This window comes from Subtercola vilae (genome assembly GCF_004923255.1).
GTDB classification, from domain to species: domain Bacteria; phylum Actinomycetota; class Actinomycetes; order Actinomycetales; family Microbacteriaceae; genus Subtercola; species Subtercola vilae.
This window is the reverse complement of the sequence record NZ_QYRT01000001.1, coordinates 33,819-59,812: the sequence shown is the minus strand read 5'-3', so window position 1 is coordinate 59,812 and position 25,994 is coordinate 33,819. Positions and strand designations below refer to the sequence as shown.

Here is a 25,994-nt window from a genome sequence, read left to right as displayed (position 1 = left end):
GTGGTCATCCCTAGAGTGAGTGTGCGTGGGAGCGTGAGGTGGAGCGGGTGGCTGAGTGGGTGGCTGAGTGGGTGCCGCTCTGCTCGACTTCGCGCTCGCTTCGACTCGCGGCAGCGGTGGCTGCGCTCGCGGTCCGCGCAGTCGACTCGGCAACGTAGGAGCCGTAGTAGTAGCCGTAGCCGCGGCCGTTCGCGGCACCGCGCGGTACGCGGTTCAGAATGAGGCCGAGCACCTGACCGTTGGTCTTCGCGATGTTCGCGAGTGCCAATTCGAGTTCGTCGATGGTGGTCTTGCCTGCCGATGCCACGATGATGGCGCCGTCGGCGATGGTTGCCAGAATCGCCGCGTCGGTGACGGGCAGCAGGGGCGGTGCATCGATCAGAACCATGGCGTCTTTCGACAGTTCACGCAGCAGGGCTTCCATGCCCCTGGTGCCTAGAAGCTCACTGGGGTTCGGAGGAATGGCACCGGCGCCGAGCACCGAGAGATTGCCGCTGGTTCCCCAGTGCTGAAGCAGGTCGTCGATCTCGGCGCTGCCGATCAGAAGATCTGTCACCCCCACCTCGGCCACCAGGCCGAAGGCGGCCGCAACGGAGGGCTTGCGAAGGTCGCCGTCGACGACGATCACCTTCTGCCCTGAAGCGGCGAGAGCGACCGCCAGGTTGGCCGTGACTGTCGACTTTCCGTCGTTCGGCGACGGGCTGGTCACCACAATCACCCGCGGCGGGTTGTCGACGTGCATGTACCGCAGGTTCGTGCGGAGTTCACGAAACGCTTCGCCCAGTGCATAGTCATGCCTCGTCGGCGTACCGATCGGCGCGGCATCCGGGTCGGGCAGTATCCGATTCAGGTCGGTGAGACGGCGGTCGACCGGCAGCTTGCCGATGACCGACAAGCCGAACTTCTCTTCGACGGCGGATGCGCTGCGGATGCGACGGTCGAACACATTGCGAACAAACGCATAGAGCAGGCCCAGAACGAGGCCGATCAGCCCACCGATCACCACTGCGAGCCTCACGTTCGGCCACACCGGCTCAGACGCGACAACGGCCGATTCGACCGGCACCAGAAAAGTGATGGGTGTGGCCGCGGCGGTGCCTGTCGTCGAGCTCTGTGCAAGCGCCTCGTTTTCAATGATGGCGATCTGTTTCGTCATCCCGGTGATCCACGCGTCAGCCAGTTCCTTCGCCTGTGTTCCCGTTGCCGCCCGCGCCGTCACGTTGAGGGTAGGCGTGTCTTTGATGTTCGTGACCGTGATCGACTGCACGAGCACCTCGGGCGTCGTCGCCAGGCCCAGCTGGGTGATCACCAGTTGAGCGACCGCTCGCGACTGGCCGATGCCCACGAATGTCGTTGCCTCAGACTTAGCCAGTGAATCAGAGGCAAGAGTCGCGCCGATGGTGTTGTCGGAAACCAGCTTGACGATGCCGCTCGAGTTCGCGTTGTAGACCCGAGTCTGAACGAGGCTCCAACCCCAGGCCGCACACGCACCGAGAATCACCAGAAGCACGAGAGCTATCCAGTGCGCGCGGATCACGCGCACATAGTCGTGGATAGTCATCGTCACCTTTCGCTGCGAGCGCCGAATAGTCGGTTCGCTGCACAGCGCCGGCAGCAGATAGAGAGTAGGGGTGAACCGCCGAAAAGCTTCGCTCAGGGCACTAAGGGAGGTCAGCTTGCCGCTTCTGGCACAGAACGTCGTAGAAACCCCCCACTCGGGGGCATCCGCCCTAGAATCAGGCGACGTTACAAAGTCCACTCGCCAACATCACCGTGGTGGGGCACTCTATGGCCGGGTCGAGCTGCGATAGGAGCTCATGCTGACGCCGTATTTGCGCCGAAAGGCGCGGGCCGCCTGATCTGCACCGGTAAACCCCGCACGCACCGAGATGTCAGCGAATCTGTTGCGGTTCGATGGGTCAGTCAATGCTGCCGCGATCAACTCGAGCCGAGTGTCACGAATGAGCTCTGCGATGCTCACGTTCTCTGCTCCGAAGATGCGATAGAGGCGACGCAGGTCGACACCGGTGTCGTCGGCTACGTCGCGGGGGCCATAACCACGAGTCGAGGAATGTGCTGCGATCGACGAAGCAGCGGCCGCGAGCACTGAAGAATCGCTGGTCGGGCCGCGCTGACGAGAACCGAAATTCTCGACCAGCAGTCCTGAAATGAGAAGCAGAAGCTGTTGTTCGAGCTGTTTGGCCTCAACGCCGTTCGGTGTATTGATCGAGGCCGCGATCGCTTCGACGAAGGCGAGGGCCGAACGGGTGAGAACGGAGTCGGGCAGCGCTGTCGCTGTCACGTTCTTGAGCGTGCGCACCAGGCCCAGCGGCAGCGCGAGCGATGGGCTGGTCACCGAGACGAGAGAGACCCGCCCGCCAGCCGAGTAGTGATAGGTGGCACGCGACCTGAGGGCGAAGAGCGTTCCGGTCGGGGCGCGAAGCACGCGGCCGTCTTGGTAGACCGTCACAGCCCCCGAGCGAACGAAGATCAGACTCACACAATCGCGGTCGTCGGTTGCCATGAGCTTTGCCGTGCGCGCACCACGATGGCGCGACGCGTCGAGTACGGCGAGGTCGACCGAACCGAGCGAAGAGACAATGAGTGCGGCCGAGAATGTCGACGCATCGCGTGCGCTGAGCTCGGCGTGGTTCGCGAACATGCCCGTTGCCGCGCTCACACTGACCCGCGAACGAACGCGCCAAGGAATCTCTGGAACGATTGCTCGGTGAGTGTCACTCATTATGGGCACATGATATCCCTTAGCTTCGATAGTCAGCCCCGTCGCCGTGATTGAAGACGACTTTGCGTGCCACACCCGACTTTGCGTACGAACGTTTTCGCGCGACGTGTGCTGTGTGGCGATGATAAGGCTATGCCCAATGTCAGGCAGTTTCGTGGCGCAGCGGGTGCCGCGCAGATGTCGCCAGAGGCGACCTGCACCGCACACACCCCAGCGACGTTTGCGGCGACCCTGATGACGGTGAAGACAGCTTCGGTTGAAATCGCCCAGGTCGATGCCACCGCCTATGGTGCCAAACGCTCTCTGGCGCAGGTGGCAGCCGTGCCCGTCGACTTTGTTCGACTGATCATTGTTCTGCGCGGCGCCCTGCGCGTGCGGCAAGACGGCCGAACGAACATCGTCGATGCGGGCGCCGCGACACTGGTTCGAACTGACGCACCGTATCAATTCGCTCTGAGCAATGAAAGCTCGATGGTGGTGGTGAGCGTGGCCCGCCCCCTGACCACCCCTCACGCACGTCGACATCTGCGTTCGGTGACCGCCGAGGTGATCTCAGATTCGATGCTGGTCGAGACCATTCTCGCCTTCGTTCGCCCGCGCCTCGATCGGCTGAGCCTGGTGGATCGCGCCGCGCCAACGGCGTTCGAATCGGTGGTGATATCGTCTCTGAGCGCCATCATCAGCAGTGCGATCGTCGGTGGCGACCCGTCAGGGAATGACCCACATCACGAGCCCGCCAGCATGCCGACGAGCTCCGCGGCACCGATTTTCGATGCTGGCACCACCACGGCCTCTGCCGCCGCGAGTGCACAACTCGTATCGAGCGCCACGACCCTGCTGATCGACCGCATCCGCTCGCCCGACCTCACAGCGGCCAGTCTGGCCGCTGACCTCGGCGTCAGCGTGCGCAACCTCTACCGCGCATTCGAGGCTGCGAACATCAGTGTGGGCGATCTCATTCGCTCGACCCGGCTCGACATGATCGCGGCGAGGCTCCGCGTGCACTCCGACAACCGAACCCTCGACCAGCTTGCGCGCGCGTACGGATTTCGATCTGCCGATGTGTGCGCCAGAGCGTTCAAGTCACGCTTTGGAATGACGATGACGGCCTACGAACTGGCACGACCCCGGGTTCGATCGAGTTTCGCGGCTCTCTGAAGGGGCTAGACGGCCTGATCAGTGGGCCTTGGGGCCCGGCCCGAGGTAGGGCCGGGATGCACCGCCAGTGCCTGCCTCGTCGTCGTCGTTCATCTCCTGGGTCTCGGCCTCGTTCGGCTTGAACGTCAGCGCGAACATCGCCGTGATGACAAGCGAGACGATGAACGCGATGCCGAAGAAGATCACCGCCAACAGGGGCTGGCGGGTCGACAGCAGCACCGTGAGCCCGACGAACGCAGCGAGTATCGCTGAGATGACGACGAGCTCAACAGGCTTCAGCACTTCGCGGCGGGTGGGGGGAGTGTGATCGGTCACGATGTCGTCTCTTGGTTCAGCGATTCTGTGGTTCGGGGTGCGGTACCGGATACGTGCCGCGTGGGTTGCGGCCCCCAGCGAAGCGAAAGACCGCCGATCACGAGGTAGAGGCCGAGCATCACGGCGTACCCGCCGAACAGCCCAATCGCCGTGACGACATCGAGCGGGATGACCAGAAAGACCAGTGCGAGCAGAGCGGTGAAGACACCGGCGGCCAGCCAGTCTTTTGCCAGCAGTCTCTGCTCGACGACAGCCGAGTTGCGCGAGCGCAACCCGCTGTACAACTCGATGAAGCCGGTGAGCGCCCCGAAGAGGCTCACCAGGTAGAGAAAGAGCGGTACTCCGCCGGTGTTGAAAACAAGGGCAGCGGCACCCAGAACGACCCCGATGAGGCCCTGCAGCACGAAGAGCCGCCGCGTCAGTCGCTCGACCACGAACCGAGCCGACAGGCCGGCCACGAACAGGCCCGACACCACGGCGTAGCTGCCGAAGACGAAGAGGCTCACCTGCGACGAGTGATTTTCGGTGAACGTGAGATAGGCGGCAACCACGAAGGCCGGAATGGCACGCGCGACCGGCACACCCCAGTAGGGCGAACGCCCTTGCGTGCGGTTCTGCTGGATGCTCACCAGGAGGGGCCTCATTTCAACGAGATGACCCTCTATTGTACGGCTCGCCACCTGAGTGCCGGCTCGCCTCGGAGCTTCACGCACCGAGAGCACTCAGGCGTGCGGCATGTCTGCGAACCGCGAGAAGTGGCCATGGAAACCCACCGTCACGGTGGCCGTCGGGCCGTTGCGGTGCTTGGCGACAATGAGGTCGGCTTCGCCCGCACGAGGGTTGTCTTTCTCGTACGCGCTCTCGCGGTGCAGCAGAATCACCATATCGGCGTCTTGCTCGAGCGAACCACTCTCTCGCAGGTCTGAGAGGGCCGGCTTTTTGTCGGCTCTCTGTTCGGGCCCACGGTTCAGCTGTGAGAGGGCGATCACAGGAACCTGCAGTTCTTTGGCCATCAGCTTCAATGCACGTGAGAACTCGCTCACCTCTTGCTGGCGCGACTCTACGCGCTTTCCCGAGGTCATCAGCTGCAGGTAGTCGATGATGACCATCTTCAGCCCAACCCGTTGCTTCAGCCGGCGGCACTTGGCCCTGATTTCGACCAGCGTCATGTTGGGGCTGTCATCGATGTAGAGCGGCGCGTCGTTGATGCGGCCACGTGTCGCAGCAATTGTCGTCCAGTCACGGTTCTCGACGGTGCCCTTGCGCATGTTCTGCAGGGGAACAGATGCTTCGGCCGACAACAGCCTCATGGCGATCTCGCTGCGGCCCATTTCGAGCGAGAAGAAGATCGAGGGCATGTCGTGTTTGATCGAGGCGGCGCGGGCGAAGTCGAGCGCGAGCGTCGATTTTCCGAGCGCAGGGCGTGCGGCGACGATGATCAGCTGCCCGGGGTGCAGCCCGTTCGTCAGCGAGTCGAGCTCAGCGAAGCCGGTCGGCACACCGGTCATCTGACCTTCGCGGCCTTTCGCCGCCTCGATCTCGTCGATGGCAGCGCTGACGGCCGTCGTGAGCGGAACGTAGTCTTCGACCTCGGTGTTGCCGTTCACGGCGTAGATCTCGGCCTGCGCGTTGTTCACGAGATCCATCACCTCGCCCTCGCTGGCATAGCCCATCTGCACAATGCGTGTGCCCGCCTCGACCAGCCGGCGCAGGATGGCCTTCTCGGCCACGATCGAGGCGTAGTAGCCGGCGTTCGCGGCAGTGGGCACGAGACCCGTCAGGGTGTGCAGGTACTCAGCCCCGCCCGCGCGAGTCAGTTCACCCGACTTGGTGAGCTCATCTGTCACCGCGATCACATCGGTCGGCTCACCGTGCGAATACAGATTCAGAATCGCATCGAAGACGAGCTCGTGCTTCGGGATATAGAAGTCGGCGCCGCGAACAACCTCGACGACGTCAGCCACCGCGTCTTTGCTCAGCAGCATGCCGCCGAGGGCACTCTGCTCTGCGAGCAAATCGTGGGGCGGGGTACGCTCGTGGCCCCGGCTCTCGCCGCCGCCTCGCTGGTCACTCGTCAGACCGAGATGCGCAATCGACACCCGAACTCCTTACGTCTGGTACCTGTTTATCGGGGCCCACTGACATCGACAAATTGGGCTGTGGATAACTCTGTGGAATAAATCGGCGAAACGCCGCGTCTCTTGTGCAGAACCTGTTGAAACCGATGTGGATAACAAACAACTTTTTACGCCAAGTTAGGCTCTGATCAGGTTATTCACGTTTCCACATGGTGTGGAGAATCGAATGTTTAGACCGCTGCTTGAATGTTGAACCAATCCACAGACCTGTGCACAAAAAGCTTGACAACGGGCGCGAAAAAGGGAGCCGTGCCGAAGGCACGACTCCCTTTAGGGGGGTACTACTTTGCAGCTACCACCTGAATGGTGATGGTGGCGCTGAGATCTTCACGAAGGCGAATCGACGCCTCGTGGGTACCGGTCACCTTGATGGGCGAAGTGATCTCGATCTTGCGCTTGTCGAGCGAACCGAAGCCGGCAGCCGAAACCGCGTTGGCGATGTCGCTCGTCTTGACCGAACCGAACAGACGACCCTCTTTGCCGGCTTTGACGCTCAGCTTGACGGTGTTGTTCTCGAGAACCTGCTTGAGGTGCTGCGCTTCTTCGATCGTCGCGAGTTCGCGAGCGGTGCGAGCAGCCTTGATCGATTCGATCTGCTTTTCGCCGCCGCGGCTCCACGTCACCGCGAAGCCCTGGGGAATCAGGTAGTTGCGTGCGAAGCCGTTCTTGACCTCGACGACGTCACCAGCTGAACCGAGGCCGGAGACCTCGTGGGTGAGAATGAGTTTTGACATTGTGAGTTCCTACCTGCCCGAACCGGCGTAGGGCAGCAGGGCCATTTCGCGGGCATTCTTGACTGCACGGGCGATGAGGCGCTGCTCCTGAACCGAGACGCCGGTGATGCGGCGTGCGCGGATCTTTCCGCGATCGGAGATGAACTTGCGCAGGGTGTTGACGTCTTTGTAGTCGATGACGCCGACGCGAATCGACTTCGCCGGGGCGGCATTCTTGCCGTCTTTCCCCTTGCGGATCGGCTTGCGGCGGTCGCCGCTGCTCTTTCCAGCCATGGTTATTCTGCTTTCTGAAGAATGTGAAGTTTAGAAGGGGGTTTCGTCGCTGTAGCTGCCCGGAGTGTTCCAGACATCAGCGGCGGCACCTGAGGAGTTCGCCGAGGCAGGGGCACTTGCGGCCCACGGCTCGTCGCCACCGTTGCTCTGGCCACCACCGACCTGGCCTCGTTGGCCGCCACCGGATGCTCCCGATGACGACGCACGAGTGACCTGCGCCGTGGCGTACCGGAGGCTGGGGCCGATCTCGTCGACCTCGAGCTCGATCGAGGTGCGCTTTTCGCCCTCTTTCGTCTCGTAGCTGCGCTGACGCAGGCGCCCGGTCGCAACGACGCGGGAGCCCTTCGTCAGCGAGCCGGCCACGTGTTCGGCGAATTCACGCCACACGCTTGCACGAAGAAACAGCGCTTCGCCGTCTTTCCAGTCATTCGACGCACGATCGAACGTGCGAGGAGTGGAAGCGATGGTGAAGTTGGCAACGGCCAGCCCGTTCTGCGTGTAACGCAGTTCGGGGTCACCGGTGAGGTTGCCCACCACGGTGATGATCGTTTCGCCAGCCACGGTGACTACTCAGCGGGAGCGGCAGCAGGGGCCGGGGTGGCCTCGGTTGCAGCGGCGTCAGCAGCAGGCTTGGTCGTTGCAGCCTTGACAGCAGCGGCAGCGCGAGCGGCCGGAGCGACGGGTGCAGCAGCCTTGGCGGTGCTCGAAGAGGCCGGCGCGCTCGAGGCGGCAGCGGGTGCCGACTTGGGTGCAGAGGCGGTCTTCGGGTTGGCGGCCGCGCGGGCTGCCTTCTCTTCGGCGCGCTTTGCGGCTTCAGCAACCTGTGCCATGGCCTCTTCGGCGCGAAGCACCTTGGTGCGCATGACGGCTTCAGAAAGCTTCAGCTGGCGGTCGAGCTCCTTGGTGGAGTCTGCCGTAGCGGTCAGCTTGACGACGGCGTAGATGCCTTCGGTCTTCTTGTTGATCTCGTAAGCCAAGCGGCGACGACCCCAGATGTCGACGTTGTCGACAGTGCCACCATCTTTGCGGATGACGTTGAGGAACTTGTCGAGGCTCGGAGCCACGGTGCGCTCATCGATTTCTGGATCGAGGATGACCATGAGTTCGTATTTGTGCGTCACTAACCCACCTCCTTTGGACTAGATCGGCCACAGAATTTCTGTGGCAGGAGGGTGTGTGCATACGTCGGCACCCGCGTGGAAGAACTCCACTGGGTACAGACAACCTATAGAGCCTAACAGAAGCACCGGTAGAGTGACAGACGTGAGCGATCTCCGAGTGGCCCTGGTGTCACTTCATACGTCTCCGCTTGCCAACCCGGGCTCGGGGGATGCCGGGGGTCTGAACGTCTATGTTGTCGCGCTCGGCGAGGCTCTGGCCCGCCAGGGCGTCGAAGTCGAGCTCATCACGCGCTCATCGAGCGAAGACCAGCCGGCCACCGAATACACGGCAGGCGGCCTGCCCGTGCGCTTTCTGAAGGCCGGCCCTCCGCGGGTCGTACAGAAAGAGGAGGTACCCGCCGTCATCGGCCGGTTCCAGTCGGCCCTCGCCGAGCTGCCGCGTTTCGACGTGCTGCACTCGCACTACTGGCTGTCGGGTCTCGCCGCGCTGCCCGTGGCTGTGATGGAGAGCATCCCGCACATCCAGACCCTGCACACCGTGGGGGCCGTGAAGAACGCCGAATTGCCCCCCGGTGACGAGCCCGAGCCCGAGAGCCGGTTGAACGGTGAGCGGCTGCTCGTTGCCAAATCGCTCACCACCATTGTTTCGACCAGCGCCGAACAGGATGCCCTCATCGAGTTGTACGGAGCCCAGGAGCCCCGCATCCGCATCATCGAGCCTGGTGTCGACGGCGCACTGTTCCACCCCCTCTCCGGTCTCCCCGGGCCGGCGCGCCCCTTTCTCGTGCAACTCGGCCGGTTGCAGCCGCTGAAGGGGCACGACCTCTCCATTAGGGCGCTCGCGCTTCTGCCCGAGCACCTGCGCCCCGACCTCGTCATCGCCGGCAGCGCAACGCCCGGCCAGGAGCACTACGCCACCGGGCTCGCCGAACTCGCCGCGTCACTCGGTGTCGGGTCGCGCGTGAACTTCACCGGAACGCAGTCGCGCGCGCAGTCGGCCGCACTGCTCCGCGAGGCCTCGCTGGTACTCATGCCCTCGCATTCCGAGACCTTCGGGCTGGTCGCGCTCGAGGCGGCCGCGTCGGGCACGCCGGTCATCGCCTTCGACACCTCAGGCCTGCGGTCAAGCGTCGCCGACGGCGTCAGCGGCATACTGCTGGCAAGCCGTCAACCGAGCGACTGGGCGGCTGCGATCGGCGCACTGCTCGAGCATCCGGCAACCCTCAGGCGGCTGTCGAACTCGGCCGCCAAATTCGGGGCACGGCACACCTGGGAGAAGACCGCCAAGGCGACGCTTCGCGCGTACCGAAGCGCGGTCAGCGCGTCGACCACCACTCGGTGAGCCGGCGGGTGGCCTCTTCTTCGCCCAAGGCACCCTCTTCGAGTCGCAGCTCGAGCAGAAAACGGTAGGCCTCGCCCACCTCGCGCCCCGGCGAGAGGTTCAGGATGCCCATGATCTGCTCCCCGTCGAGGTCGGGCCTGGTCGAGTCGAGTTGCTCCTGCTCTGCGAGCTCAGCGATGCGTGATTCGAGGTCGTCGTACGCGAATGACAGGCGATCGGCCTTTCGCACGTTGCGAGTGGTGACATCGGCGCGCACCAGCATGTGCAGTCGTTCGAGCTGGCTGCCAGCGTCACGCACGTAGCGCCGCACGGCCGAATCTGTCCACGCACCGTCGGTGTAGCCGAAGAAGCGCAGGTGCAGCTCGATGAGGCGCGCGACGTCGGCAATGGTCTCGTTGTCGTAGCGCAGCGCGCGCAGGCGCTTTTTGGCGAGTTTCGAACCGACAAGATCGTGGTGGTGAAACGAGACCACGCCGCCCGGTTCGAGACGGCGGGTCGCAGGCTTTCCGATGTCGTGCAGCAGCGCGGCCAGGCGCAGCGTCAGGTCGGGTTCTTCGCCGGCGTGGCGTTCGTGCTCGAGGTCGATGGCCTGCTCGAGCACGGTGAGGCTGTGCTGGTAGACGTCTTTGTGATGGTGGTGTTCGTCGATCTCGAGGCGGAGGTCGGGCACCTCTGGCAGAACGTACGCCGCCAGCCCGCTGTCGACCAGCAGTTCGATGCCCCTCCGAGGTTCGGGCGAGCGCAGGAGCTTTGACACCTCTTCATTCACCCGCTCGGCCGAGATGTTCTCGATTCGCCCGGCCATCTCGCCGAGCGCCACGCGGGTCTCCTCGTCGACGTCGAAACCCAGCTGCGCGGTGAACCGCACGGCCCGCATCATGCGGAGGGGGTCGTCGCCGAACGAGACCTCGGGGGTAGAGGGAGTTCGCAGCGTGGAGGCGAGCAGATCATCCATGCCGCCCGATGGGTCGACCAGAATCTGGGCGGGCAGGGTGAGCGCGAGGGCGTTGACCGTGAAGTCGCGGCGCAGCAGATCGGTTTCGAGCGACGTGCCGAACTCGACAGCGGGTTTGCGGGTGACCTGGTCGTACGTGTCGGAGCGATAGGTGGTGATCTCGACCGTCTCGCCGCCGATGCGGGCGCCGATGGTGCCGAAGGCGCGGCCGATGTCCCAGTGGGCATCGGCCAGCGGGGCGACGATGGCCAGAATCTGGTCGGGGGTCGCGTCAGTGGTGAGGTCGAGGTCGTGCACCGCTCGGCCGAGAAACGCGTCACGCACCGGCCCACCCACCAGAGCAAGCTCGTGACCGGCCGCCGCGAAGGCTGCCGACACCACCGAAACGGGCGGTTTTGTCGCCAGTTCGGCGAGGGCTTTGAGGGAATCCGCGACCGATTGCACCTTGACACTGTACTTGGCCGACCCCTTCTTTCGTGCTGGCTCCGGCTCGCCTGAGCGAGCCCCCAGCCGCAAGACCCTAGAATCGGGCGTATGGAGCGGTCAGTGTATTCGGGCTTTCATCGCCGCCTGAAACTCCCGTTCGGGCAGGGCGGCGCCGCGCAGGCTGGCCGGTTCGGGGCCTCGTTCGTGCTGGCCGCGGGCCTTCTGTTGGGCTCGATCGCCGGCGGCGGTGCCGCGCTGGCCGACGACACCCCGGCCCCCACTGCGTCTTCGACAGGCTCGGCAGACAGCGCGCCGACAAGCTCGGCCGCAGCCGACCCCGGGTCGGTCGCGCTCACCGTCGCGCCCGACGACGCGGGAACCCTCGCCGCGGGCCAAGACCTCGGCATCACGGTGGCCCTGGCCAACACCACGGCCCACAGCGTGCCCGCGGGAGCGATGCACGTGTGGCTCGACCGCACCCCCCTCAGTACCCGCAGCACTCTCTCGGCGTGGCTCGACCCGGCCACCGCTGTCAGCCAGGCCAAAGACAGCGTTGCTGTCGACGTGGCGACCCCCGCCGCGGCCGCCGGCCAGACGGTGAGCCTTCGCGCGGTGATTCCCGCGGCCCAACTCCGCCTCTCTGCGTGGGGTGCGTACGGCATCGAGGCGTCCCTGGCGGCAGGCCAGAGCGTCGTCGGTTCACGCAGCGTCGTCGTGTGGTCAGTGGGTGCGCCCGCTGTAGAGGCCTCGCTGGGTGTCATCATGCCGCTCACGGTGCAGCCGAGCAGCTCGGGCCTGATCAACGCCGCAGACCTCGCGAGCGCCACCAGCGAGACCGGGGTTCTCACCAAGAAACTCGACTCGAGCCTCGGCCGCCCGATCACACTCGCCATCGACCCCATGGTCATCGTTTCGATCAGGGTGCTCGGTACGGCGGCTCCACAGTCGGCGCTCGACTGGCTGGCCCGCCTGGCCGCAGCACCCAACGCGACCTTTCCCCTCACCTACGCCGACTCCGACCCGGCCGTGCAGCGCGCGGCTGGTGCGCCGAACGTGCTGAGCCCCATCTCGTTGTCGTATGCGCTCTCGAGCGCGAACTTCCAGTCGCTGCCGAGCCCCGACCCGTTCGCCCTGCCCGGGCAGGCGGTTCCTCCCGCCGCGGGTACCGGGGCCGCCGCGGGCGCCGCAACAGCTGCCGGCACGCCCGCGAGCCCTGTACCGACCCCCTCACCCACTCCCTCGGCCGGGCAGCTGCCGAGCCAGAGCGACCTGACCTCGTGGCACTACACCCGCACCGACATCGCGTGGCCGCAGTCGGGCACAGCGAGCACTGCCGACCTCGACTTCTTCGCTGCGAGCGGCATGCCCACGAGCATCCTGAGCTCTGACAATCTGACTCAGCCCGATTCGAGTGTCGTTCCGAACGCTGCCTCGAACGTGGGCGACAAGCGGGTGATCGTGCTCGATTCGTCAGTCAGTACCGCCCTGCAGAGTGCCGCCGATGCGGCCAACGAGGTGCCGCGCGATGCGGCTCTGGCCGCGGTCTCCGCCACTCTCGCCGTCATCACGGCCACCGCCCCCGCGGGCACGACACCGACGGTTGTCGCGAGCCTCGGCCGGGCCGAACCCGCCTCCACGTTCGGCGTCAGCCGAGCCCTCGACACAGTGGAGGCGCTGCCCTGGGCCGTCGAACGCCCGCTGGCCGAGGTGCTGAGCACCCCCGGCAAGGGCGTGAGCATCAGTGACAGCCCTGAACCCGCCGACTGGGTGGCGAACGTGGCCACCATGATTCAGACCGAACGTGACGTCAGTGGATTCTCTGTGGTCGCGCCGAAGCCCGAACTGATCACCGGCAGACAGCGTGTGAACCTGCTCGCCGTACTCGCCCAGTCGTGGTCGACTGACGTCGATGGCCGAACGGCCGCGGCTGCCGACTATGCCAAGGCCTCGACGACCCTGCTCTCCTCGGTGCAGATCGTCGACGGCAGCAACATCAACCTCGTCGCGGCTGACGCCAATGTGCCGGTGCTGATCAGCAATGCCCTGAACCAGTCGGTCACCGTCTCGCTCCACGTCACGCCGTCGAACGGCCGCCTGGTGGTCGAACCGAACACCATCGAGGTGACGGTCGCGGCGAACTCGCAGAAGACGGCCCAGGTTCCCGTCAAGGCATCGGTCGCATCGGGCGAGGTGAGCCTGCGGCTCGAGCTCTACAACTCGGGCGGTGTGTTGGTCAGCAGCGCCGCGCCGAAAGAGATCAACGTGAGCGCCGACTGGGAGGGCATCGGCACCCTCATCGTGGCCATCGTCGCCGGCGCGTTTGTGGTGTTCGGCGTGGTGCGCGTGGTGCTTCGGCGTCGCAAAGCCCGCACGGCCGCTCAGCAATCGACCCCCGAGCCATCGGGCCCCGAGCCGTCGACACCGGATGCCCCCTCCCATGACTGAGCGCAGCATCGGCCGCTCGAGCGCGCTTCTGGCCGGCGGCACCATCGCGTCGCGCATCCTCGGCTTTCTCAAGGCCGTCGTTCTCATCCAGGCCATCGGCACCTTTGCCAGCGCAGACGCGTTCGCCGTAGGAAACCAGCTGCCGAACACGATCTATGTGATCGTCGCCGGAGGCGCCCTCAGCGCGGTACTCGTGCCCCAGATCGTTCGCAGCGCCCGGCACAGCGACGGCGGAACAGCGTACATCAACAAACTCGTCACCATCGCGCTACTCGTGCTGGCCCTCGCGGCCGCGGTGGCCACCCTGTTCGCGCCCCAGCTCGTGGGCCTCACCTCCTCGTTCGGCCCAGAGAAGGCGGGGTTGGCGACGGCGTTCGCCTACTGGTGCCTGCCGCAGATCTTCTTCTACGGCGTCTACACGATTCTGGGCGAGGTGCTGAACGCACGCAATTCGTTCGGGCCGTTCACGCTCGCCCCCATCCTGAACAACTTCGTCGCGCTCGGCGGCCTCATCGTCTTCATCGCGATCTTCGGCTCCGACCCCGACTCGCTCAGGCAGGTCTCGTGGTGGAGCCCCTCGGCGATCGCCGTGCTGGCGGGTACCGCAACCCTCGGCATCGCCGTGCAGGGCCTCGTGCTCTTCGCGTTCTGGCGCCGTGTGGGCCTACGCTATCGCCCCGACTTCCGCTGGCGCGGCGTCGGGCTCGCGGCCACCGGCAGGATCGCCGGCTGGTCGTTCGGCATGATTCTCGTCACCACCGCGGCCGGAATCGTCGAGACCCGCGTGGTGTCGACAGCGTCAGGTGTCGACAGCCCCTCGGTGGCAGCCCTCGGAAATGCCTGGCTTGTCTTCATGCTGCCGCACTCGGTGGTGGCGGTGTCGATCGCCACCGCGTACTTCACCCGCATGAGCGAGAGTGCCGCGGCGGGTCAGTTCGACAGGGTGCGCCGCGACATCGCCGCGTCGATCCGCCAGATTACCGTGATCATGGTGCTCGCCGGTGTCGTGCTCATGGTCGTGGCCTACCCGTTCGGCCGCGTCATGTCAGACACAGCCGGCGGCTCGGCGGGCATCGGTGACGTTCTGCTGGCCTTCCTCGTGGGCTTGCCTGCCTTCAGTATTCTGTTCGTGCTGCAGCGTGCCTTCTTCGCCCTCGGCGACACACGAACGCCGTTTCTCACCACCATCTTCCAAGCGGTGATCTTCACCATCGGCAGCCTGCTGGTGCTGGCGTTCGTACCGAAAGACCAGGTGGGCGTCGGGGTTGCACTGATGCTGTCGTTCGCCGGCATTCTGCAGGCCGTGCTGGTGGGCATCCTGCTGCGGAGAATACTCGGTGGGCACGCCCGCCGCACCCTCGTCAGTTTCGCGAAGGATGCCCTGGCCGCGCTACCCGCGACGGCCGTCGGCATCGTGGTGTTCGCTCTCTTCGGTGGTATCGACGACGGCAGTTTTGCGCTGTCAGGGCGTTTTCAGTCGATCGTGACGATGGCGGTGGTCGGGGTGGTGATGGCAGCGGTCTACGCGGGCACGCTACGGCTGCTGCGTTCGTCGGAGCTCAGCGACGCGCTCGTGCCGATCGTCGGCCGGTTGAGGCGTTCACGCTGACCCTGACAACGCTGTGCCAATGCTCACGCTGACGCGCGGTCGACGCTCGCCAGAAACTCGCGCACAGGCTCGATGACTCCGGTCGACGGCCGGAGGGTGTCGCCGTGACCGCGGCCCGGCAACGCCACGAAGCGCGCATTCGGCATGATGGCCGCCGCGTGCTCTGAGTCGAGGTAGCGCTGCCGATCATCCGTGCCCGCCAGCAGCAGTGTGGGGGTCGAAATGGCCCGGATGCGCTCGTCGTCGAGCCCCGGCTCGGCCTCGACCTGCCGAAAGTAGGCGCGGATGGCTTCGCCGTCGTTCGCCAGGAAAGCCGCGGTCGTGGCGGGGTCGAGGGTGATGCCGGCACTCTTCTCCCAACCGTCGACGAAGGCGCGCATGCCGCCCGATCCCAGCGCGGCGTCGTAATCGTCGAAGAACAGGGCTGCCACACTGCCGGCTGGCGTTCGGTAGGTTCCGCCCGCCGAAACGAACGACAACAGGCGCTCGGGGTGACTCGCGGCGAGCGAGAAGCCGGCCCTGGCCCCGAACGAGTACCCCATGAAGTGCGCCCGGTCGACGCCCGCGGTATCGAACACGGCCAGCAGGTCATCCAGTACCAGCTGCATTCGATAGTCGGCCTGCCGATGCGGCTTGTCGCTCAGGCCGTGACCACGCAGGTCGACCAGAATCAACCGGTACTCGTCTCGCAACGCCTTCACGTAACCGAAGCCCCGCCAGATGGCCCGCGACAGGGCCGAACCGTGCACCAGCACGAGCGGAACACCGTCACCAACCTCGGTGAACGCTATGCGCGTGTTGTCGACAGGGTTGAAAGCTTCGCTCATGCTTACATCTTGCCCGGCCGCCTCGCCCACGGAATACCCGCCACGTAGGATGTGTTGAGGTGTTCAGTAACCACAATCGGTGCAGAGTGTGCCGCCTACAAGGAGCTTGTCGATGAGACAAATCATCATTATCGGGTCTGGCCCTGCCGGTTTCACGGCGGCCATCTACGCGGCTCGTGCCGGCCTTCAGCCCCTGCTCATCGCGTCGAGCGTCGAGGCGGGTGGCGAGCTCATGAAGACGACCGAGGTCGAGAACTTCCCCGGTTTTCCCGAGGGCATCCAGGGCCCCGACCTGATGACCCGCCTGCAGGAGCAGGCCGAGAAGTTCGGCACCGAGGTTCTGCTCGACGACGTGACGAGTGTCGACTTCTCCGGTGACATCAAGAAGGTGACCACCGGGTACAGCGGCGACTTCGAAGCGCAGGCCGTGATCTTCTCCACCGGTTCGGCGTACCGCAAGCTCGGCATCGACGACGAAGAGCGTCTCTCCGGGCGCGGGGTGTCGTGGTGTGCCACCTGTGACGGGTTCTTCTTCAAGAAGAAGAACATCGCGGTCATCGGCGGCGGCGACTCCGCAATGGAAGAGGCGACTTTTCTCACCCGGTTCGCCGACAAGGTCACCGTCATCCACCGCAAAGACACGCTGCGGGCATCCAAGATCATGCAGGAGCGCGCGTTCGGCAACGAGAAGATCGACTTCGTGTGGAACGCGGCCGTCGTCGGCATCGACGGTGAGAACTCGGTCGAAGGGCTGCGGCTCGAAGACACCGTCACCGGCGAGCTGAGCACGCTGCCCGTACAAGGGCTTTTTGTGGCCATCGGCAACGACCCCCGCACGCATCTCGTGCACGGCCAGCTCGAGCTCACCTCGGCGGGCACCATCGCCGTCGCTGGTCGCTCGTCGAAGACCAACATCGCCGGCGTGTTCGCTGCCGGTGACGTCATCGACGACACGTACCGCCAGGCCGCCACCGCGGCTGCCTCCGGAACGGTTGCCGCCCTCGACGCCGAGCACTACCTCGCGGGTTTAGAACAGGCTCGGCTGGCAGCTGAGCTCGTCAGCGCCTCCTGAGGCGGCCCGCCCCTCCCCCTTCAGGCGGCGCACCCCGCTCTGCCTGAGATCACCATCGTTCCCCGCTTAACCTGAGATTTGAAAGAGAGCCATCATGTCAACTGCATCAGCCGTAACCGATGCCAGCTTCGAAGCTGACGTTCTGAACTCCGACGAGACGATCCTCGTCGACTTCTGGGCCGAGTGGTGTGGCCCGTGCCGCGCCGTGTCACCCATCCTCGACCAGATCGCGGCCGAGCACTCCGACAAGATCAAGATCGTCAAGCTGAACGTCGACGACAACCCGCAGATCGCCGCGAAGTACCAGATCACCTCGATTCCGGCCATGAAGGTCTACCGCGGCGGCGAGGTCGTCAAGACCATCATCGGCGCCAAGCCGAAGGCCGCCCTCGAGCACGACCTGGCCGACTACCTCAGCTGAACCGCTTCTCGCGGGCTGTGACGGGCACTTCTCGCTCACAGCCTCCGGCACCTGGGTCCGAGCCACTTCTGGCTTCGGGCCCTTTTGCTTTTCGATACCATAGAATTTCGCCTCTCTTCTGGAAGTGCACGTGAGCAGCCAACCGACTCCACCGTCAACAGGAACAAACCTCGACCCCTGGTACAACACCTACGCCGACAGGGCCGCCGGCCTGTCTGTGTCTGAGGTTCGAGCCCTGTTCGCCGTGGCCTCGCGGCCCGAAGTCGTCTCCCTTGCCGGGGGAATGCCCTACGTCTCTGCTCTGCCCCAAGATCTCGTGGTCGACGCCATGAACCGTGTGATGGTCGAGCAGGGCCCCATTGCCCTGCAGTACGGTTCGGGCCAGGGCGTGCCGAAGCTGCGTGAACACATCCTCGAAGTGATGGCTCTCGAGGGCATCAGCGGCAGTGTCGACGACGTCATCGTCACCACCGGCTCGCAGCAGGCACTCGACCTGGTCACCAAGCTCTTCATCAACCCGGGCGATGTGATCCTCGCCGAGGCACCCAGCTACGTGGGCGCCATCGGGGTCTTCCGCTCGTACCAGGCTGATGTCGAACACGTGCTCATGGATGACGATGGGTTGATTCCGGATGCCCTGCGAGACGCCATCGCCCGAGTGCGCCGTGACGGCAAGACCATCAAGTTCCTCTACACGATTCCCAATTTCCACAACCCGGCTGGCGTCACCCTTTCCGCACCCCGGCGCGAAGAAATTCTTCACATCTGCCGGTCAGAGGGCATTCTGGTACTTGAAGACAACCCTTACGGTCTGCTCTACTTCGATGGCCCGCCGCCGGCGCCCCTCCGCAGCACCGAAGACGAGGGCGTCATCTATCTCGGTTCGTTCTCGAAGACCCTAGCCCCCGGTTTTCGCATCGGATGGGCGATAGCACCGCACGCCATTCGTGAAAAACTCGTTCTGGCCGCAGAATCTGCAATTCTGTGCCCCAGCGCGTTCAGCCAGCTGGTCATCTCCGAGTATCTCGAGACCGCCGACTGGAAGAAGCAGATCAATACGTTCCGTGGGGTGTACGAAGAGCGCAAGAACACCATGATCGCGGCTCTCTCTGAACACCTTCCCGACCTTTCATGGACAAACCCCAACGGCGGCTTCTATGTCTGGGTCACCCTGCCCGACTACCTCGACTCGAAGCAGATGCTGCCGAGAGCGGTGAAAGAACTCGTGGCCTATACGCCTGGCACGGCGTTCTACGCCGACGGTGGTGGGCGCAACAAAATACGTCTGTCGTTCTGCTACCCCACTCCCGAACAGATCAGGCTGGGCATCCGGCGCCTCACCACGGTCATCAACGGTGAGATCGATCTGCTCGAGACCTTCAACGCCACCGGGCCGCTGCAGACCATGCGCCCCGAACGCAGTTTCACCGCCCCGCCACCGAACCTAGGCTGATCATGACTGAAGTTTCGCCTCACCGCACCGTCGTCGTTCTCGCCGGCGGCATCTCCCACGAGCGAGATGTGTCGCTCCGATCGGGTCGCCGGGTCGCCGACAGCCTCCTGAAGCGCGGGCACACCGTCATCGTTCGAGAGCCCGATGCGTCACTGCTCAGTTACCTCGCCGATACCACGCCCGACATCGTCTGGCCAGCCCTGCACGGTGCCAGTGGCGAAGACGGCTCGCTACGTGCGCTGCTGGGTGCCCAAGGTATTGCCTACGTGGGCTCTGAGACGGCTGCGGCCCAGCTCGCCTGGCACAAGCCAACCGCCAAGGTGCTTGTCTCCCGTGCCGGCTTCAAAACACCCGACTCCATCACGCTGCCGCGCGAGACGTTCCGTGAACTCGGGGCCTCGCAGGTACTCGACGGAGTGCTCAAATATCTCGGCACGCCCGTCGTGGTGAAGCCGGCCATGGGCGGTTCAGCGCAAGGTGTCACGGTCGTTGAAATCGAAGGCGACCTGCCGCGCGCGGTCGTCGATGCGTACACCTATGGCGAGACGGCTCTCATCGAACGCAAGGTCGTCGGCGTCGAGGTCTCCGTCGGCGTGCTCGACACCGGCGACGGGCCATTTGCCCTTCCAGCAGTCGAAATCGTGCCCCGATCAGGGGTTTACTCTTTCGAGGCCAGATACAACGCGGGCGAGACGCAGTTCTACACGCCGGCGCGGCTCGACGACGAGGTGGCGTTGCGCGCCACCGAGGCGGCCCTGGGCATCCACCAAACCCTTGGCCTTCGCCACATCTCGCGCATCGACCTCATCATTGATGAGACAGGCACACCCTGGTTTCTCGAGGCCAACGTGCTGCCCGGCCTCACCGAAACCTCGCTTGTGCCGCAGGCCATCGTCGCTGCTGGGCTGAACCTCGGCACCGTCTATGAAGCACTCGGCGAGGTCGCCATCAGCGACCTCGCCCGCAGCGCTTCTTAGAGCGAGACCGAACGGTCTACTCGAACCGAGGGCGTTGCTGCGCCTGCTGACCAAAACCCGGGTCACCCATCTCGGTGAGAATGCGATTCAGGTCTTGAATCGTGGCGAAGTCGATGACGATCTGGCCGCGGCTGCTGCCGAGGCTCACTTTTACGCGAGTGTTCAACCGGTCGCCGAGACGCTCAGCGATTTCGTCGAGATGATCATTTCTGCGCCCCGCCGTGGGTCGTACCCGCTTGGCCCGAGGCGCCCGCGAAGCCACGGCCTCAGCTGCTCGCACAGACAAGTCTTCATTCACAATCTTGTCAGCGAGAAGGGCCATTTCTTCAGGATCGACGACCGAAAGAATTGCACGTGCATGACCGGCGCTCAGTACTCCGGCGGCAACGCGCTTCTGCACAGCCGTCGGAAGCTTCAGTAGCCTGATTGTGTTGGTGATCTGCGGGCGGGAACGCCCGATGCGGGTCGCGAGCTGCTCCTGCGTGATACTGAAGTCCTCCAGCAGCTGTTGGTACGCAGAAGCCTCTTCCAACGGGTTCAGCTGCGAACGATGCAGGTTCTCCAGAAGAGCATCGCGCAGCATATTCTCGTCGGCGGTATCTTTGATGACGGCAGGAATCGTTGCCAGACCGAGCTCTTTGCTCGCGCGTAACCGGCGTTCACCCATTACCAACTCGTACTGCTGGATTGCGCCCGTCTCGAGCGGCAGTTCCCGCACCACGATGGGCTGCAGTACCCCCACCTCGCGAATAGACTGCACCAGTTCGGCGAGGTCATCCGCATCGAACTCTATACGTGGCTGCTTTGCGTTCGGAACGATCTTCTGCGGGTCAAGGCTCGCCAGCTTTGCGCCGGGAACGGAGACCAGTTCACTCTCCCCCTCGCCTCGGTCGGCGAAGAACACGTCGACCGGGCTACCTGAGCGTGACTCCTCAATTGTCGGGATCAGCGCGCCAATACCGCGGCCAAGGCCGGTGCGTTTCGGGTTAGCCATGAATGAATTCTCCTCTGCGTGCAATTTCTGATGCGGCCTCGAGGTACGAAAGCGAACCGGGAGACTGCGGGTCATAACTGATGACGGTCTGCCCATAGCTGGGCGCCTCAGAGATCCGTACCGAGCGCGGAATCACAGCGCGAAGCGTCTCTTTCGGAAAATGTGTGCGCACATCGTCTGCAACCTGAGATGCCAGGCGAGTGCGGCCGTCGTACATCGTCAGAAGAATGGTGGAGACACCCAACTTGGGGTTGAGATGCCGCTCGATCAGCGCGATGTTCGACAACAGCTGGCTCAGTCCTTCCAGTGCATAGTATTCGCACTGGATCGGGATCAATACTTCCCTGGCGGCGACGAATGCGTTTATCGTGAGCAGCCCAAGCGAGGGGGGGCAGTCGATGAAGACGTAGTTGTACGGCGCACCGACCTCAGCTTGGCGTTCCAAATAGCCATTCAGGCTCTCACGGAGCCTCAACTCGCGGGCTACGAGCGGTACCAGCTCGATTTCTGCTCCAGCAAGATGAATTGTCGCGGGTGCACAGTAGAGTCCATCGAATTCGGGGCTCTTCTGAACAACATCTTCAAGCGCGGCGTCGCGAATCAAGATGTCATAGACACTGGGTGTGTCCGCTCGGTGATCGACCCCGACAGCTGTGGATGCATTGCCTTGCGGATCGAGATCAACGACCAGCACTTTCGCCCCAGTTTTGGCCAGGGCTGCCGCAAGATTCACTGTTGTCGTGGTCTTACCGACCCCACCCTTCTGATTTGCGACAGTAAAAACACGCGTATTCGCTGGTAAGGGGAACTCTGCCAGTGCAATTGCCCTGCGCCGCTGGGAGAGATCGGCTATCTCGCGCGCCAGTGGCGTTGAGGCGTCGTATCCGACTGATTCGCTCGTCATTCGTTCTCTCTGCGATGTGTTCGGGGGATCTCTTGCAATTTGTGCGATTTATGCCATTTGTGCGTGCTGAATATGCTGAATATGCGACTGTGGCGGATAGCTTCAGACAGCTCTTGTTGTGTATGTTTCACGTGAAACACTCCCAATTTCGGCCAACGACGTCAGAGCCGTTGCGTCAGACAGCCTAGTTTCATGCGCTACAACGGCCCATCTCTAAGGTACCTGCCGCGCTACGAATATCGAAGCCGAGCGGCATGTCGGTGAGAAGTTTCACGTGAAACAATGAGGTCAGTGCCTCTGGACGCCCGCATCGATCGGCTATCGCGAAATTCAGACCTAACCTACGGTTGCGCGGATGACACGAGTGCTTTCGGCCAGCACTCCCACACCGAGATCCAGCACCTCGACATTGGTGAGCCTGAACTTGCGAATCGGTTTCGCAGCGGCCTCGATTTCGGCCTCGGCGCCGCTCCCCTTCATGAGAACCAGCTCGCCGCCGTGCTTCACCAGCGGAGCACACATCGGAATCAGTTTTCCGAAGGCACTCACAGCTCGAGCCGTAATCTGGTCGAGTCCTCCCGTGAAGCCAACGTCTTGGGCACGACCCCTGATTACGGTCACGTTCGCGAGCTCGAGTTCGGATGTCTGTTCATTCAGCCACTTCACGCGCCGCTCCATTGGTTCGATCAGAACGAACTCCACATCTGGACGAGCAATGGCGAGCACCAGGCCAGGCAGGCCGGCGCCACTGCCGATATCTCCCACTCGACCATGCTTCAGCAGGGGAGCGACCACAGCGCAATTCAACACGTGTCTCGTCCATAGACGCGGTAGCTCCATCGGACCGATAAGGCCGTATTCGTCACCGAATCTGACGAGGTTGGTCGTGAACGCGCGCGCTTTGGCTATATGTGGGCCGAATATCGTCGCGGCCGCTGCCGGCTCTGACTCGACGGTGTCAATGTCATAACGAACCCGTCCTGACTCATCGGGTGTGACGGCCGGTGAAGCAGCCACGGTCTGGCTGTCGTCGCCCAAGTTCTCTTCGTTCATTCGAAACCCACCGCTTTCTCTTCAGATCACACCGTCCGCGCACTATCTAAACCACACCACGCACGATCTAAAACCACACCACGCACTATTAGTACTCAGCCCACGCACTATCTATACTCGCGCCGAGCGCCCGACCAATACCACAGCCTACGCAGCGAACACCTCAGCTCGACCCGGCCTCACCACCCGAGTCTCGGGCAAAAAAATGGTGTGGCACCGATCAGATGCCACACCAATGTTTCACGTGAAACTACGCAGCCGAAATCACCGTGTGCCGGTCGCGGCCCTCACCCTCCGACGCCGACACGAACCCTCGTTCGGCCACGATGTCGTGAACCACCTTGCGTTCGTATGACGACATCGCTTCGAGAGAGACCGAGGCCTCCCCACCCACCTCGATACGATCAATGGCAGAACTGACCAAGCGTGCAAGCTCGGCCTCACGAATCTGGCGACTGCCGCCGACATCCAGAATCAGCCGAGAGAACCCGCCCGTCTTCGTCTGCACAGCCAGTCTGGTGAGTTCTTGGAGCGCCTGCACCGTGTCAGGCTGCGACAGGAGCCGAAGATTGCTGTCTTCTGAGGAGTTCACCGACACGTATGCCCGGCCACCGCGCGCATCGATGTCGATATCCCCATCGAGGTCGCAGATGTCGAGAAGCTCTTCGATGTAATCGGCCGCAATGTCGCCCTCTTCTTCGAGGTTGGCGGCAGAACTGGGTGCTACATGAGACTCGGCATCAGTGCCAGGAATCGATGCATCAATAGAACTGGTATTCGAATCTTGCCCGTCAAACGAATTCGAACGGATGTTCGAATTAGCTGATGGCACAGCCGGCGAGCCATCTGCCGCCCGAATGTCTTCGACTTCGGTAGTGATGTCAGTCACGTCACTCACTTCTTCTCACCTTGCTTCTTTGCTCTGTTTTTTCCCACCGGCTGCTGCCGTTGTGTCGTCTTCGGCGCCTCGAGAACGACATGGTCGATAGACCCGTCAGATGCCGTGGCGATGTTCAACTTACCCTTTTTGGCCAGCCGGATCTCTCGCGCCTTCGCGGCCTCACTACCGGGGGTGGGCATATTGCGAATGACCAGGAACTGCTGCCCCATGGTCCAGAGGTTGGATGTGAGCCAATAGAACATCACGCCCAGCGGGAACGAGAAGCCGGAGAACGCGAAGACGAGGGGAAGGATGTACAACAGAATGCGCTGCTGCTTGAACATCGGGCTGTTCTTAGCTTCGGGCGACTGATTGCGCGACATGATCTGCAATTGGGTGATGAACTGCGAGCCTGTCATCAGAATCACCATGATCACAGCGATCACCATCACCGCGACATTGCCGGTTCCCGTTGCCTGCTGGAAGCTCATGTGCAGGGGAGCGATACCGAACAGCTGTGCGTCACCGAACTGTCGAGCGAGTTGTGTATTCAGCAGCCCAACGCCAGCGTTGCCCTTCTGGGCATCATTCAGCACCGAGAACAGCGAGAAGAAGATAGGCATCTGAAGCAGAAGCGGTAGACACGAGCTCAGCGGGTTCGTTCCGGTGCGCTTGTAGAGCTCCATGGTCTCGCGAGACATCGCCTCGCGGGAGAACTGGTCTTTCTTGCCTTTGTACTTGTCTTGAATCTTCTTGAGCTGCGGAGCAACCTCGAGCATCTTGCGCTGACTCTTGATCTGCCGCACAAACACGGGGATCAACGCGGCACGAATGACAAGAACCATGCCAACGATGGAGAGAACCCAGGTGAGACCTTCGGCCGGATCCATACCCAGTGTTCCGAACAGGGAGTGGAATGACACGAGCAGCAGCTCGACGACCCATTTGATGGGCCAGAGTATGGTGCTGATGAATCCTGGAATGTCCATGCTTCGGGCTAGCCCTTTCCTTGGCTACTGGCTACGACGAAACCGAATCTGGTGACACGGAAGTGCGGTTTGCGAGCGGGAGGAACGTCGTCGATTCCTCCAGCGGCCCACGGGTGGCATCTGATGATGCGATAGATGCCCAGCACCGACCCCATCACCAGACCGCGTTGTTGGATTGCCTGCAAAGTGTAAGACGAACAGCTGGGGTAATACCTGCAAACGTCACCATAGAGCGGAGATATCACCGCTCGGTAGAAACGGAGGAAGAGCACTGCAAGATTGCGGGGTACAAGAAACACCCACAGGGCCACTGCCTTCATGCCGCCGAACCATTCGCTGAGTCGGTGGGCACTGAATCGGCAGCCGCAAACTGAGCAGGCGAGTCCGACGCCGCAGACAACGACGCCGTCGATAAAACAGACGCCTTACCCAGCGATTTGATCAGCTCGGCACGTAGTTGAGCAAATGAACGGGTTGCCGCCCCGGGAAGCGCCCTGATGACGACATCCGAGCCCGGAATCACCGTCGGCAGTAGCGAATAGCAGGCCGCCTTCAACCGTCGCCTCACACGATTACGTACGACAGCGACCCCGACCGACTTCGCAACGATGAATCCGAAGCGCGTGGGCGACCCGGAATCGCGACGAACGTACGTGACGGAATTGGGCGCGACGAACCTGGCACCTCGGCGCACAGCAGAACGGTACTCATCTGCTGTGGTGATGCGAGAGGTTTTAGCCAGCACCGGAGCCCGAAATCAGGACTGTGTACTAAGCGGAGAGCTCGGTGCGACCCTTACGACGACGAGCCGAAAGAATCGATCGGCCGGCACGGGTGCGCATGCGAAGTCGAAAACCGTGCACCTTGGCGCGACGACGATTGTTGGGCTGAAAAGTTCTTTTGCTCATGATCTGTTTCTCCGTGGCCCAGCCGATATTGCCGGGAAGCTTTGTAAGGTGTGCCAACGCACACAAGTCAACTGATTAAAACTACGGCTTCGAACGCCAATGGTCAAACCGAAGCGGCACAAACGCCCAATTATCCACAGTCGCCTCGACGCCCTGCGATATGACACGCGGGTAGAGGAGACAATGAACTTGATCTAACTCATGCCAGTCATTAGCTTAGATGCTTAGGTTTGTGCCGGTGTTGTCAGGGGAATCGG

Annotated in this window: 26 protein-coding genes and 1 pseudogene; 8 read left to right on the top strand and 19 right to left on the bottom strand. The window is 63.1% G+C overall.

All coding sequences use genetic code 11. From position 1 onward, the window contains the following. Positions 1-10: 10 nt before the first annotated feature. Positions 11-1,561 (bottom strand): tyrosine-protein kinase domain-containing protein, encoded by a 1,551-nt coding sequence (locus D4765_RS00310; RefSeq protein ID WP_136640222.1) that lies wholly within the window; start codon positions 1,559-1,561, stop codon positions 11-13. Between the two features lie 225 nt (positions 1,562-1,786). Continuing rightward, positions 1,787-2,743: a helix-turn-helix domain-containing protein gene (locus D4765_RS00305; protein WP_136640221.1), complete on the bottom strand. Its 957-nt coding sequence runs from the start codon at positions 2,741-2,743 to the stop codon at positions 1,787-1,789. A gap of 132 nt (positions 2,744-2,875) precedes the next feature. Between D4765_RS00305 and D4765_RS00300 the strand changes: the two genes are divergently transcribed. Beyond that, positions 2,876-3,901: a helix-turn-helix domain-containing protein gene (locus tag D4765_RS00300; RefSeq protein ID WP_136640220.1), complete on the top strand. Its 1,026-nt coding sequence runs from the start codon at positions 2,876-2,878 to the stop codon at positions 3,899-3,901. An 18-nt stretch (positions 3,902-3,919) separates the two neighbouring features. On the opposite strand, the gene D4765_RS00295 is transcribed toward D4765_RS00300, so the two are convergent. The 7 genes and pseudogenes from D4765_RS00295 to rpsF all read right to left on the bottom strand — a co-directional run. Beyond that, positions 3,920-4,216, bottom strand: coding sequence for a hypothetical protein (locus D4765_RS00295; RefSeq protein ID WP_136640219.1), 297 nt, complete (start codon positions 4,214-4,216; stop codon positions 3,920-3,922). Then, entirely contained in the window at positions 4,213-4,860 is a 648-nt protein-coding gene (locus tag D4765_RS00290; RefSeq protein WP_136640218.1) for a hypothetical protein, read from the bottom strand. The genes D4765_RS00295 and D4765_RS00290 overlap by 4 nt, the downstream gene beginning before the upstream one ends. Positions 4,861-4,938: 78 nt before the next feature. Beyond that, positions 4,939-6,315, bottom strand: a complete 1,377-nt coding sequence (gene dnaB / locus D4765_RS00285; RefSeq protein WP_136640217.1) for a replicative DNA helicase — start codon at positions 6,313-6,315, stop codon at positions 4,939-4,941. Positions 6,316-6,635: 320 nt separating this feature from the next. Beyond that, positions 6,636-7,088: a 50S ribosomal protein L9 gene (gene rplI / locus D4765_RS00280; RefSeq protein WP_136640216.1), complete on the bottom strand. Its 453-nt coding sequence runs from the start codon at positions 7,086-7,088 to the stop codon at positions 6,636-6,638. Positions 7,089-7,097: 9 nt separating this feature from the next. After that, a complete protein-coding gene (rpsR, locus tag D4765_RS00275) occupies positions 7,098-7,361 on the bottom strand; it encodes a 30S ribosomal protein S18 (RefSeq protein ID WP_136640215.1) in 264 nt (87 codons plus the stop codon). 30 nt (positions 7,362-7,391) lie between these two features. Next, entirely contained in the window at positions 7,392-7,922 is a 531-nt protein-coding gene (locus tag D4765_RS00270; RefSeq protein WP_136640214.1) for a single-stranded DNA-binding protein, read from the bottom strand. Between the two features lie 188 nt (positions 7,923-8,110). Next, positions 8,111-8,461, bottom strand: a pseudogene (rpsF, locus tag D4765_RS20005) (30S ribosomal protein S6); the annotation flags it as partial. 163 nt (positions 8,462-8,624) lie between these two features. Here rpsF and D4765_RS00260 point away from each other — a divergent pair. Next, on the top strand, positions 8,625-9,824 hold the full coding sequence (locus D4765_RS00260; RefSeq protein ID WP_136640212.1) for a glycosyltransferase: 1,200 nt from the start codon (positions 8,625-8,627) through the stop codon (positions 9,822-9,824). On the opposite strand, the gene D4765_RS00255 is transcribed toward D4765_RS00260, so the two are convergent. Beyond that, positions 9,799-11,223 (bottom strand): CCA tRNA nucleotidyltransferase, encoded by a 1,425-nt coding sequence (locus tag D4765_RS00255; RefSeq protein ID WP_136640211.1) that lies wholly within the window; start codon positions 11,221-11,223, stop codon positions 9,799-9,801. The two genes, D4765_RS00260 and D4765_RS00255, sit on opposite strands and share 26 nt — an antisense overlap. Before the next feature lie 90 nt (positions 11,224-11,313). On the opposite strand from D4765_RS00255, the gene D4765_RS00250 reads away from it, so the two are divergent. Both D4765_RS00250 and murJ read left to right on the top strand, forming a co-directional pair. After that, the gene (locus tag D4765_RS00250; RefSeq protein WP_136640210.1) at positions 11,314-13,650 is read left to right on the top strand and encodes a DUF6049 family protein; all 2,337 of its coding nucleotides are present in this window, start codon (positions 11,314-11,316) and stop codon (positions 13,648-13,650) included. After that, complete coding sequence (gene murJ, locus D4765_RS00245) at positions 13,643-15,259, top strand: murein biosynthesis integral membrane protein MurJ (RefSeq protein WP_136640209.1); 1,617 nt, start codon at positions 13,643-13,645, stop codon at positions 15,257-15,259. Before D4765_RS00250 ends, murJ begins: the two co-directional genes overlap by 8 nt. Positions 15,260-15,282: 23 nt before the next feature. Here the strand turns inward: murJ and D4765_RS00240 are convergent, their stop codons facing one another. Further along, on the bottom strand, positions 15,283-16,086 hold the full coding sequence (locus D4765_RS00240) for an alpha/beta fold hydrolase (RefSeq protein WP_136640208.1): 804 nt from the start codon (positions 16,084-16,086) through the stop codon (positions 15,283-15,285). Between the two features lie 112 nt (positions 16,087-16,198). Here D4765_RS00240 and trxB point away from each other — a divergent pair, with 112 nt between their 5' ends. The 4 genes from trxB to D4765_RS00220 all read left to right on the top strand — a co-directional run bounded on the left by trxB (position 16,199) and on the right by D4765_RS00220 (position 20,009). Then, the gene (gene trxB, locus D4765_RS00235) at positions 16,199-17,158 is read left to right on the top strand and encodes a thioredoxin-disulfide reductase (RefSeq protein ID WP_136640207.1); all 960 of its coding nucleotides are present in this window, start codon (positions 16,199-16,201) and stop codon (positions 17,156-17,158) included. A gap of 94 nt (positions 17,159-17,252) precedes the next feature. Beyond that, the gene (gene trxA / locus D4765_RS00230) at positions 17,253-17,579 is read left to right on the top strand and encodes a thioredoxin (RefSeq protein ID WP_136640206.1); all 327 of its coding nucleotides are present in this window, start codon (positions 17,253-17,255) and stop codon (positions 17,577-17,579) included. 130 nt (positions 17,580-17,709) lie between these two features. Continuing rightward, positions 17,710-19,032 (top strand): aminotransferase-like domain-containing protein, encoded by a 1,323-nt coding sequence (locus D4765_RS00225; protein WP_136640205.1) that lies wholly within the window; start codon positions 17,710-17,712, stop codon positions 19,030-19,032. 2 nt (positions 19,033-19,034) lie between these two features. Further along, on the top strand, positions 19,035-20,009 hold the full coding sequence (locus tag D4765_RS00220) for a D-alanine--D-alanine ligase family protein (RefSeq protein ID WP_136640204.1): 975 nt from the start codon (positions 19,035-19,037) through the stop codon (positions 20,007-20,009). A 16-nt stretch (positions 20,010-20,025) separates the two neighbouring features. On the opposite strand, the gene D4765_RS00215 is transcribed toward D4765_RS00220, so the two are convergent. The 8 genes from D4765_RS00215 to rpmH all read right to left on the bottom strand — a co-directional run bounded on the left by D4765_RS00215 (position 20,026) and on the right by rpmH (position 25,737). Next, positions 20,026-21,003, bottom strand: coding sequence for a ParB/RepB/Spo0J family partition protein (locus D4765_RS00215; protein WP_136640203.1), 978 nt, complete (start codon positions 21,001-21,003; stop codon positions 20,026-20,028). Next, positions 20,996-21,907, bottom strand: a complete 912-nt coding sequence (locus tag D4765_RS00210; RefSeq protein WP_136640202.1) for a ParA family protein — start codon at positions 21,905-21,907, stop codon at positions 20,996-20,998. The genes D4765_RS00215 and D4765_RS00210 overlap by 8 nt, the downstream gene beginning before the upstream one ends. Positions 21,908-22,243: 336 nt before the next feature. After that, positions 22,244-22,870 (bottom strand): 16S rRNA (guanine(527)-N(7))-methyltransferase RsmG, encoded by a 627-nt coding sequence (gene rsmG, locus D4765_RS00205; RefSeq protein WP_136640342.1) that lies wholly within the window; start codon positions 22,868-22,870, stop codon positions 22,244-22,246. Positions 22,871-23,210: 340 nt separating this feature from the next. Then, positions 23,211-23,714: a Jag family protein gene (locus D4765_RS00200; RefSeq protein ID WP_237280196.1), complete on the bottom strand. Its 504-nt coding sequence runs from the start codon at positions 23,712-23,714 to the stop codon at positions 23,211-23,213. Between the two features lie 140 nt (positions 23,715-23,854). After that, on the bottom strand, positions 23,855-24,829 hold the full coding sequence (yidC, locus tag D4765_RS00195) for a membrane protein insertase YidC (RefSeq protein WP_136640201.1): 975 nt from the start codon (positions 24,827-24,829) through the stop codon (positions 23,855-23,857). 8 nt (positions 24,830-24,837) lie between these two features. Then, positions 24,838-25,149, bottom strand: a complete 312-nt coding sequence (gene yidD / locus D4765_RS00190; protein WP_136640200.1) for a membrane protein insertion efficiency factor YidD — start codon at positions 25,147-25,149, stop codon at positions 24,838-24,840. Beyond that, positions 25,146-25,574 (bottom strand): ribonuclease P protein component, encoded by a 429-nt coding sequence (gene rnpA, locus D4765_RS00185; protein ID WP_136640199.1) that lies wholly within the window; start codon positions 25,572-25,574, stop codon positions 25,146-25,148. The genes yidD and rnpA overlap by 4 nt, the downstream gene beginning before the upstream one ends. 25 nt (positions 25,575-25,599) lie before the next feature. After that, positions 25,600-25,737: a 50S ribosomal protein L34 gene (gene rpmH / locus D4765_RS00180; protein ID WP_055810406.1), complete on the bottom strand. Its 138-nt coding sequence runs from the start codon at positions 25,735-25,737 to the stop codon at positions 25,600-25,602. Between the last annotated feature and the right edge of the window lie 257 nt (positions 25,738-25,994).

Coding starts and splice junctions, on each gene's coding strand:
- D4765_RS00310 (WP_136640222.1), bottom strand. CDS start 1,561: ATGACTATCCACGACTATGTGCGCGTGATCCGCGCGCACTGGATAGCT.
- D4765_RS00305 (WP_136640221.1), bottom strand. CDS start 2,743: ATGAGTGACACTCACCGAGCAATCGTTCCAGAGATTCCTTGGCGCGTT.
- D4765_RS00300 (WP_136640220.1), top strand. CDS start 2,876: ATGCCCAATGTCAGGCAGTTTCGTGGCGCAGCGGGTGCCGCGCAGATG.
- D4765_RS00290 (WP_136640218.1), bottom strand. CDS start 4,860: ATGAGGCCCCTCCTGGTGAGCATCCAGCAGAACCGCACGCAAGGGCGT.
- rplI (WP_136640216.1), bottom strand. CDS start 7,088: ATGTCAAAACTCATTCTCACCCACGAGGTCTCCGGCCTCGGTTCAGCT.
- rpsR (WP_136640215.1), bottom strand. CDS start 7,361: ATGGCTGGAAAGAGCAGCGGCGACCGCCGCAAGCCGATCCGCAAGGGG.
- D4765_RS00250 (WP_136640210.1), top strand. CDS start 11,314: ATGGAGCGGTCAGTGTATTCGGGCTTTCATCGCCGCCTGAAACTCCCG.
- murJ (WP_136640209.1), top strand. CDS start 13,643: ATGACTGAGCGCAGCATCGGCCGCTCGAGCGCGCTTCTGGCCGGCGGC.
- D4765_RS00240 (WP_136640208.1), bottom strand. CDS start 16,086: ATGAGCGAAGCTTTCAACCCTGTCGACAACACGCGCATAGCGTTCACC.
- trxB (WP_136640207.1), top strand. CDS start 16,199: ATGAGACAAATCATCATTATCGGGTCTGGCCCTGCCGGTTTCACGGCG.
- trxA (WP_136640206.1), top strand. CDS start 17,253: ATGTCAACTGCATCAGCCGTAACCGATGCCAGCTTCGAAGCTGACGTT.
- D4765_RS00220 (WP_136640204.1), top strand. CDS start 19,035: ATGACTGAAGTTTCGCCTCACCGCACCGTCGTCGTTCTCGCCGGCGGC.
- D4765_RS00215 (WP_136640203.1), bottom strand. CDS start 21,003: ATGGCTAACCCGAAACGCACCGGCCTTGGCCGCGGTATTGGCGCGCTG.
- D4765_RS00210 (WP_136640202.1), bottom strand. CDS start 21,907: ATGACGAGCGAATCAGTCGGATACGACGCCTCAACGCCACTGGCGCGC.
- yidC (WP_136640201.1), bottom strand. CDS start 24,829: ATGGACATTCCAGGATTCATCAGCACCATACTCTGGCCCATCAAATGG.
- yidD (WP_136640200.1), bottom strand. CDS start 25,149: ATGAAGGCAGTGGCCCTGTGGGTGTTTCTTGTACCCCGCAATCTTGCA.
- rpmH (WP_055810406.1), bottom strand. CDS start 25,737: ATGAGCAAAAGAACTTTTCAGCCCAACAATCGTCGTCGCGCCAAGGTG.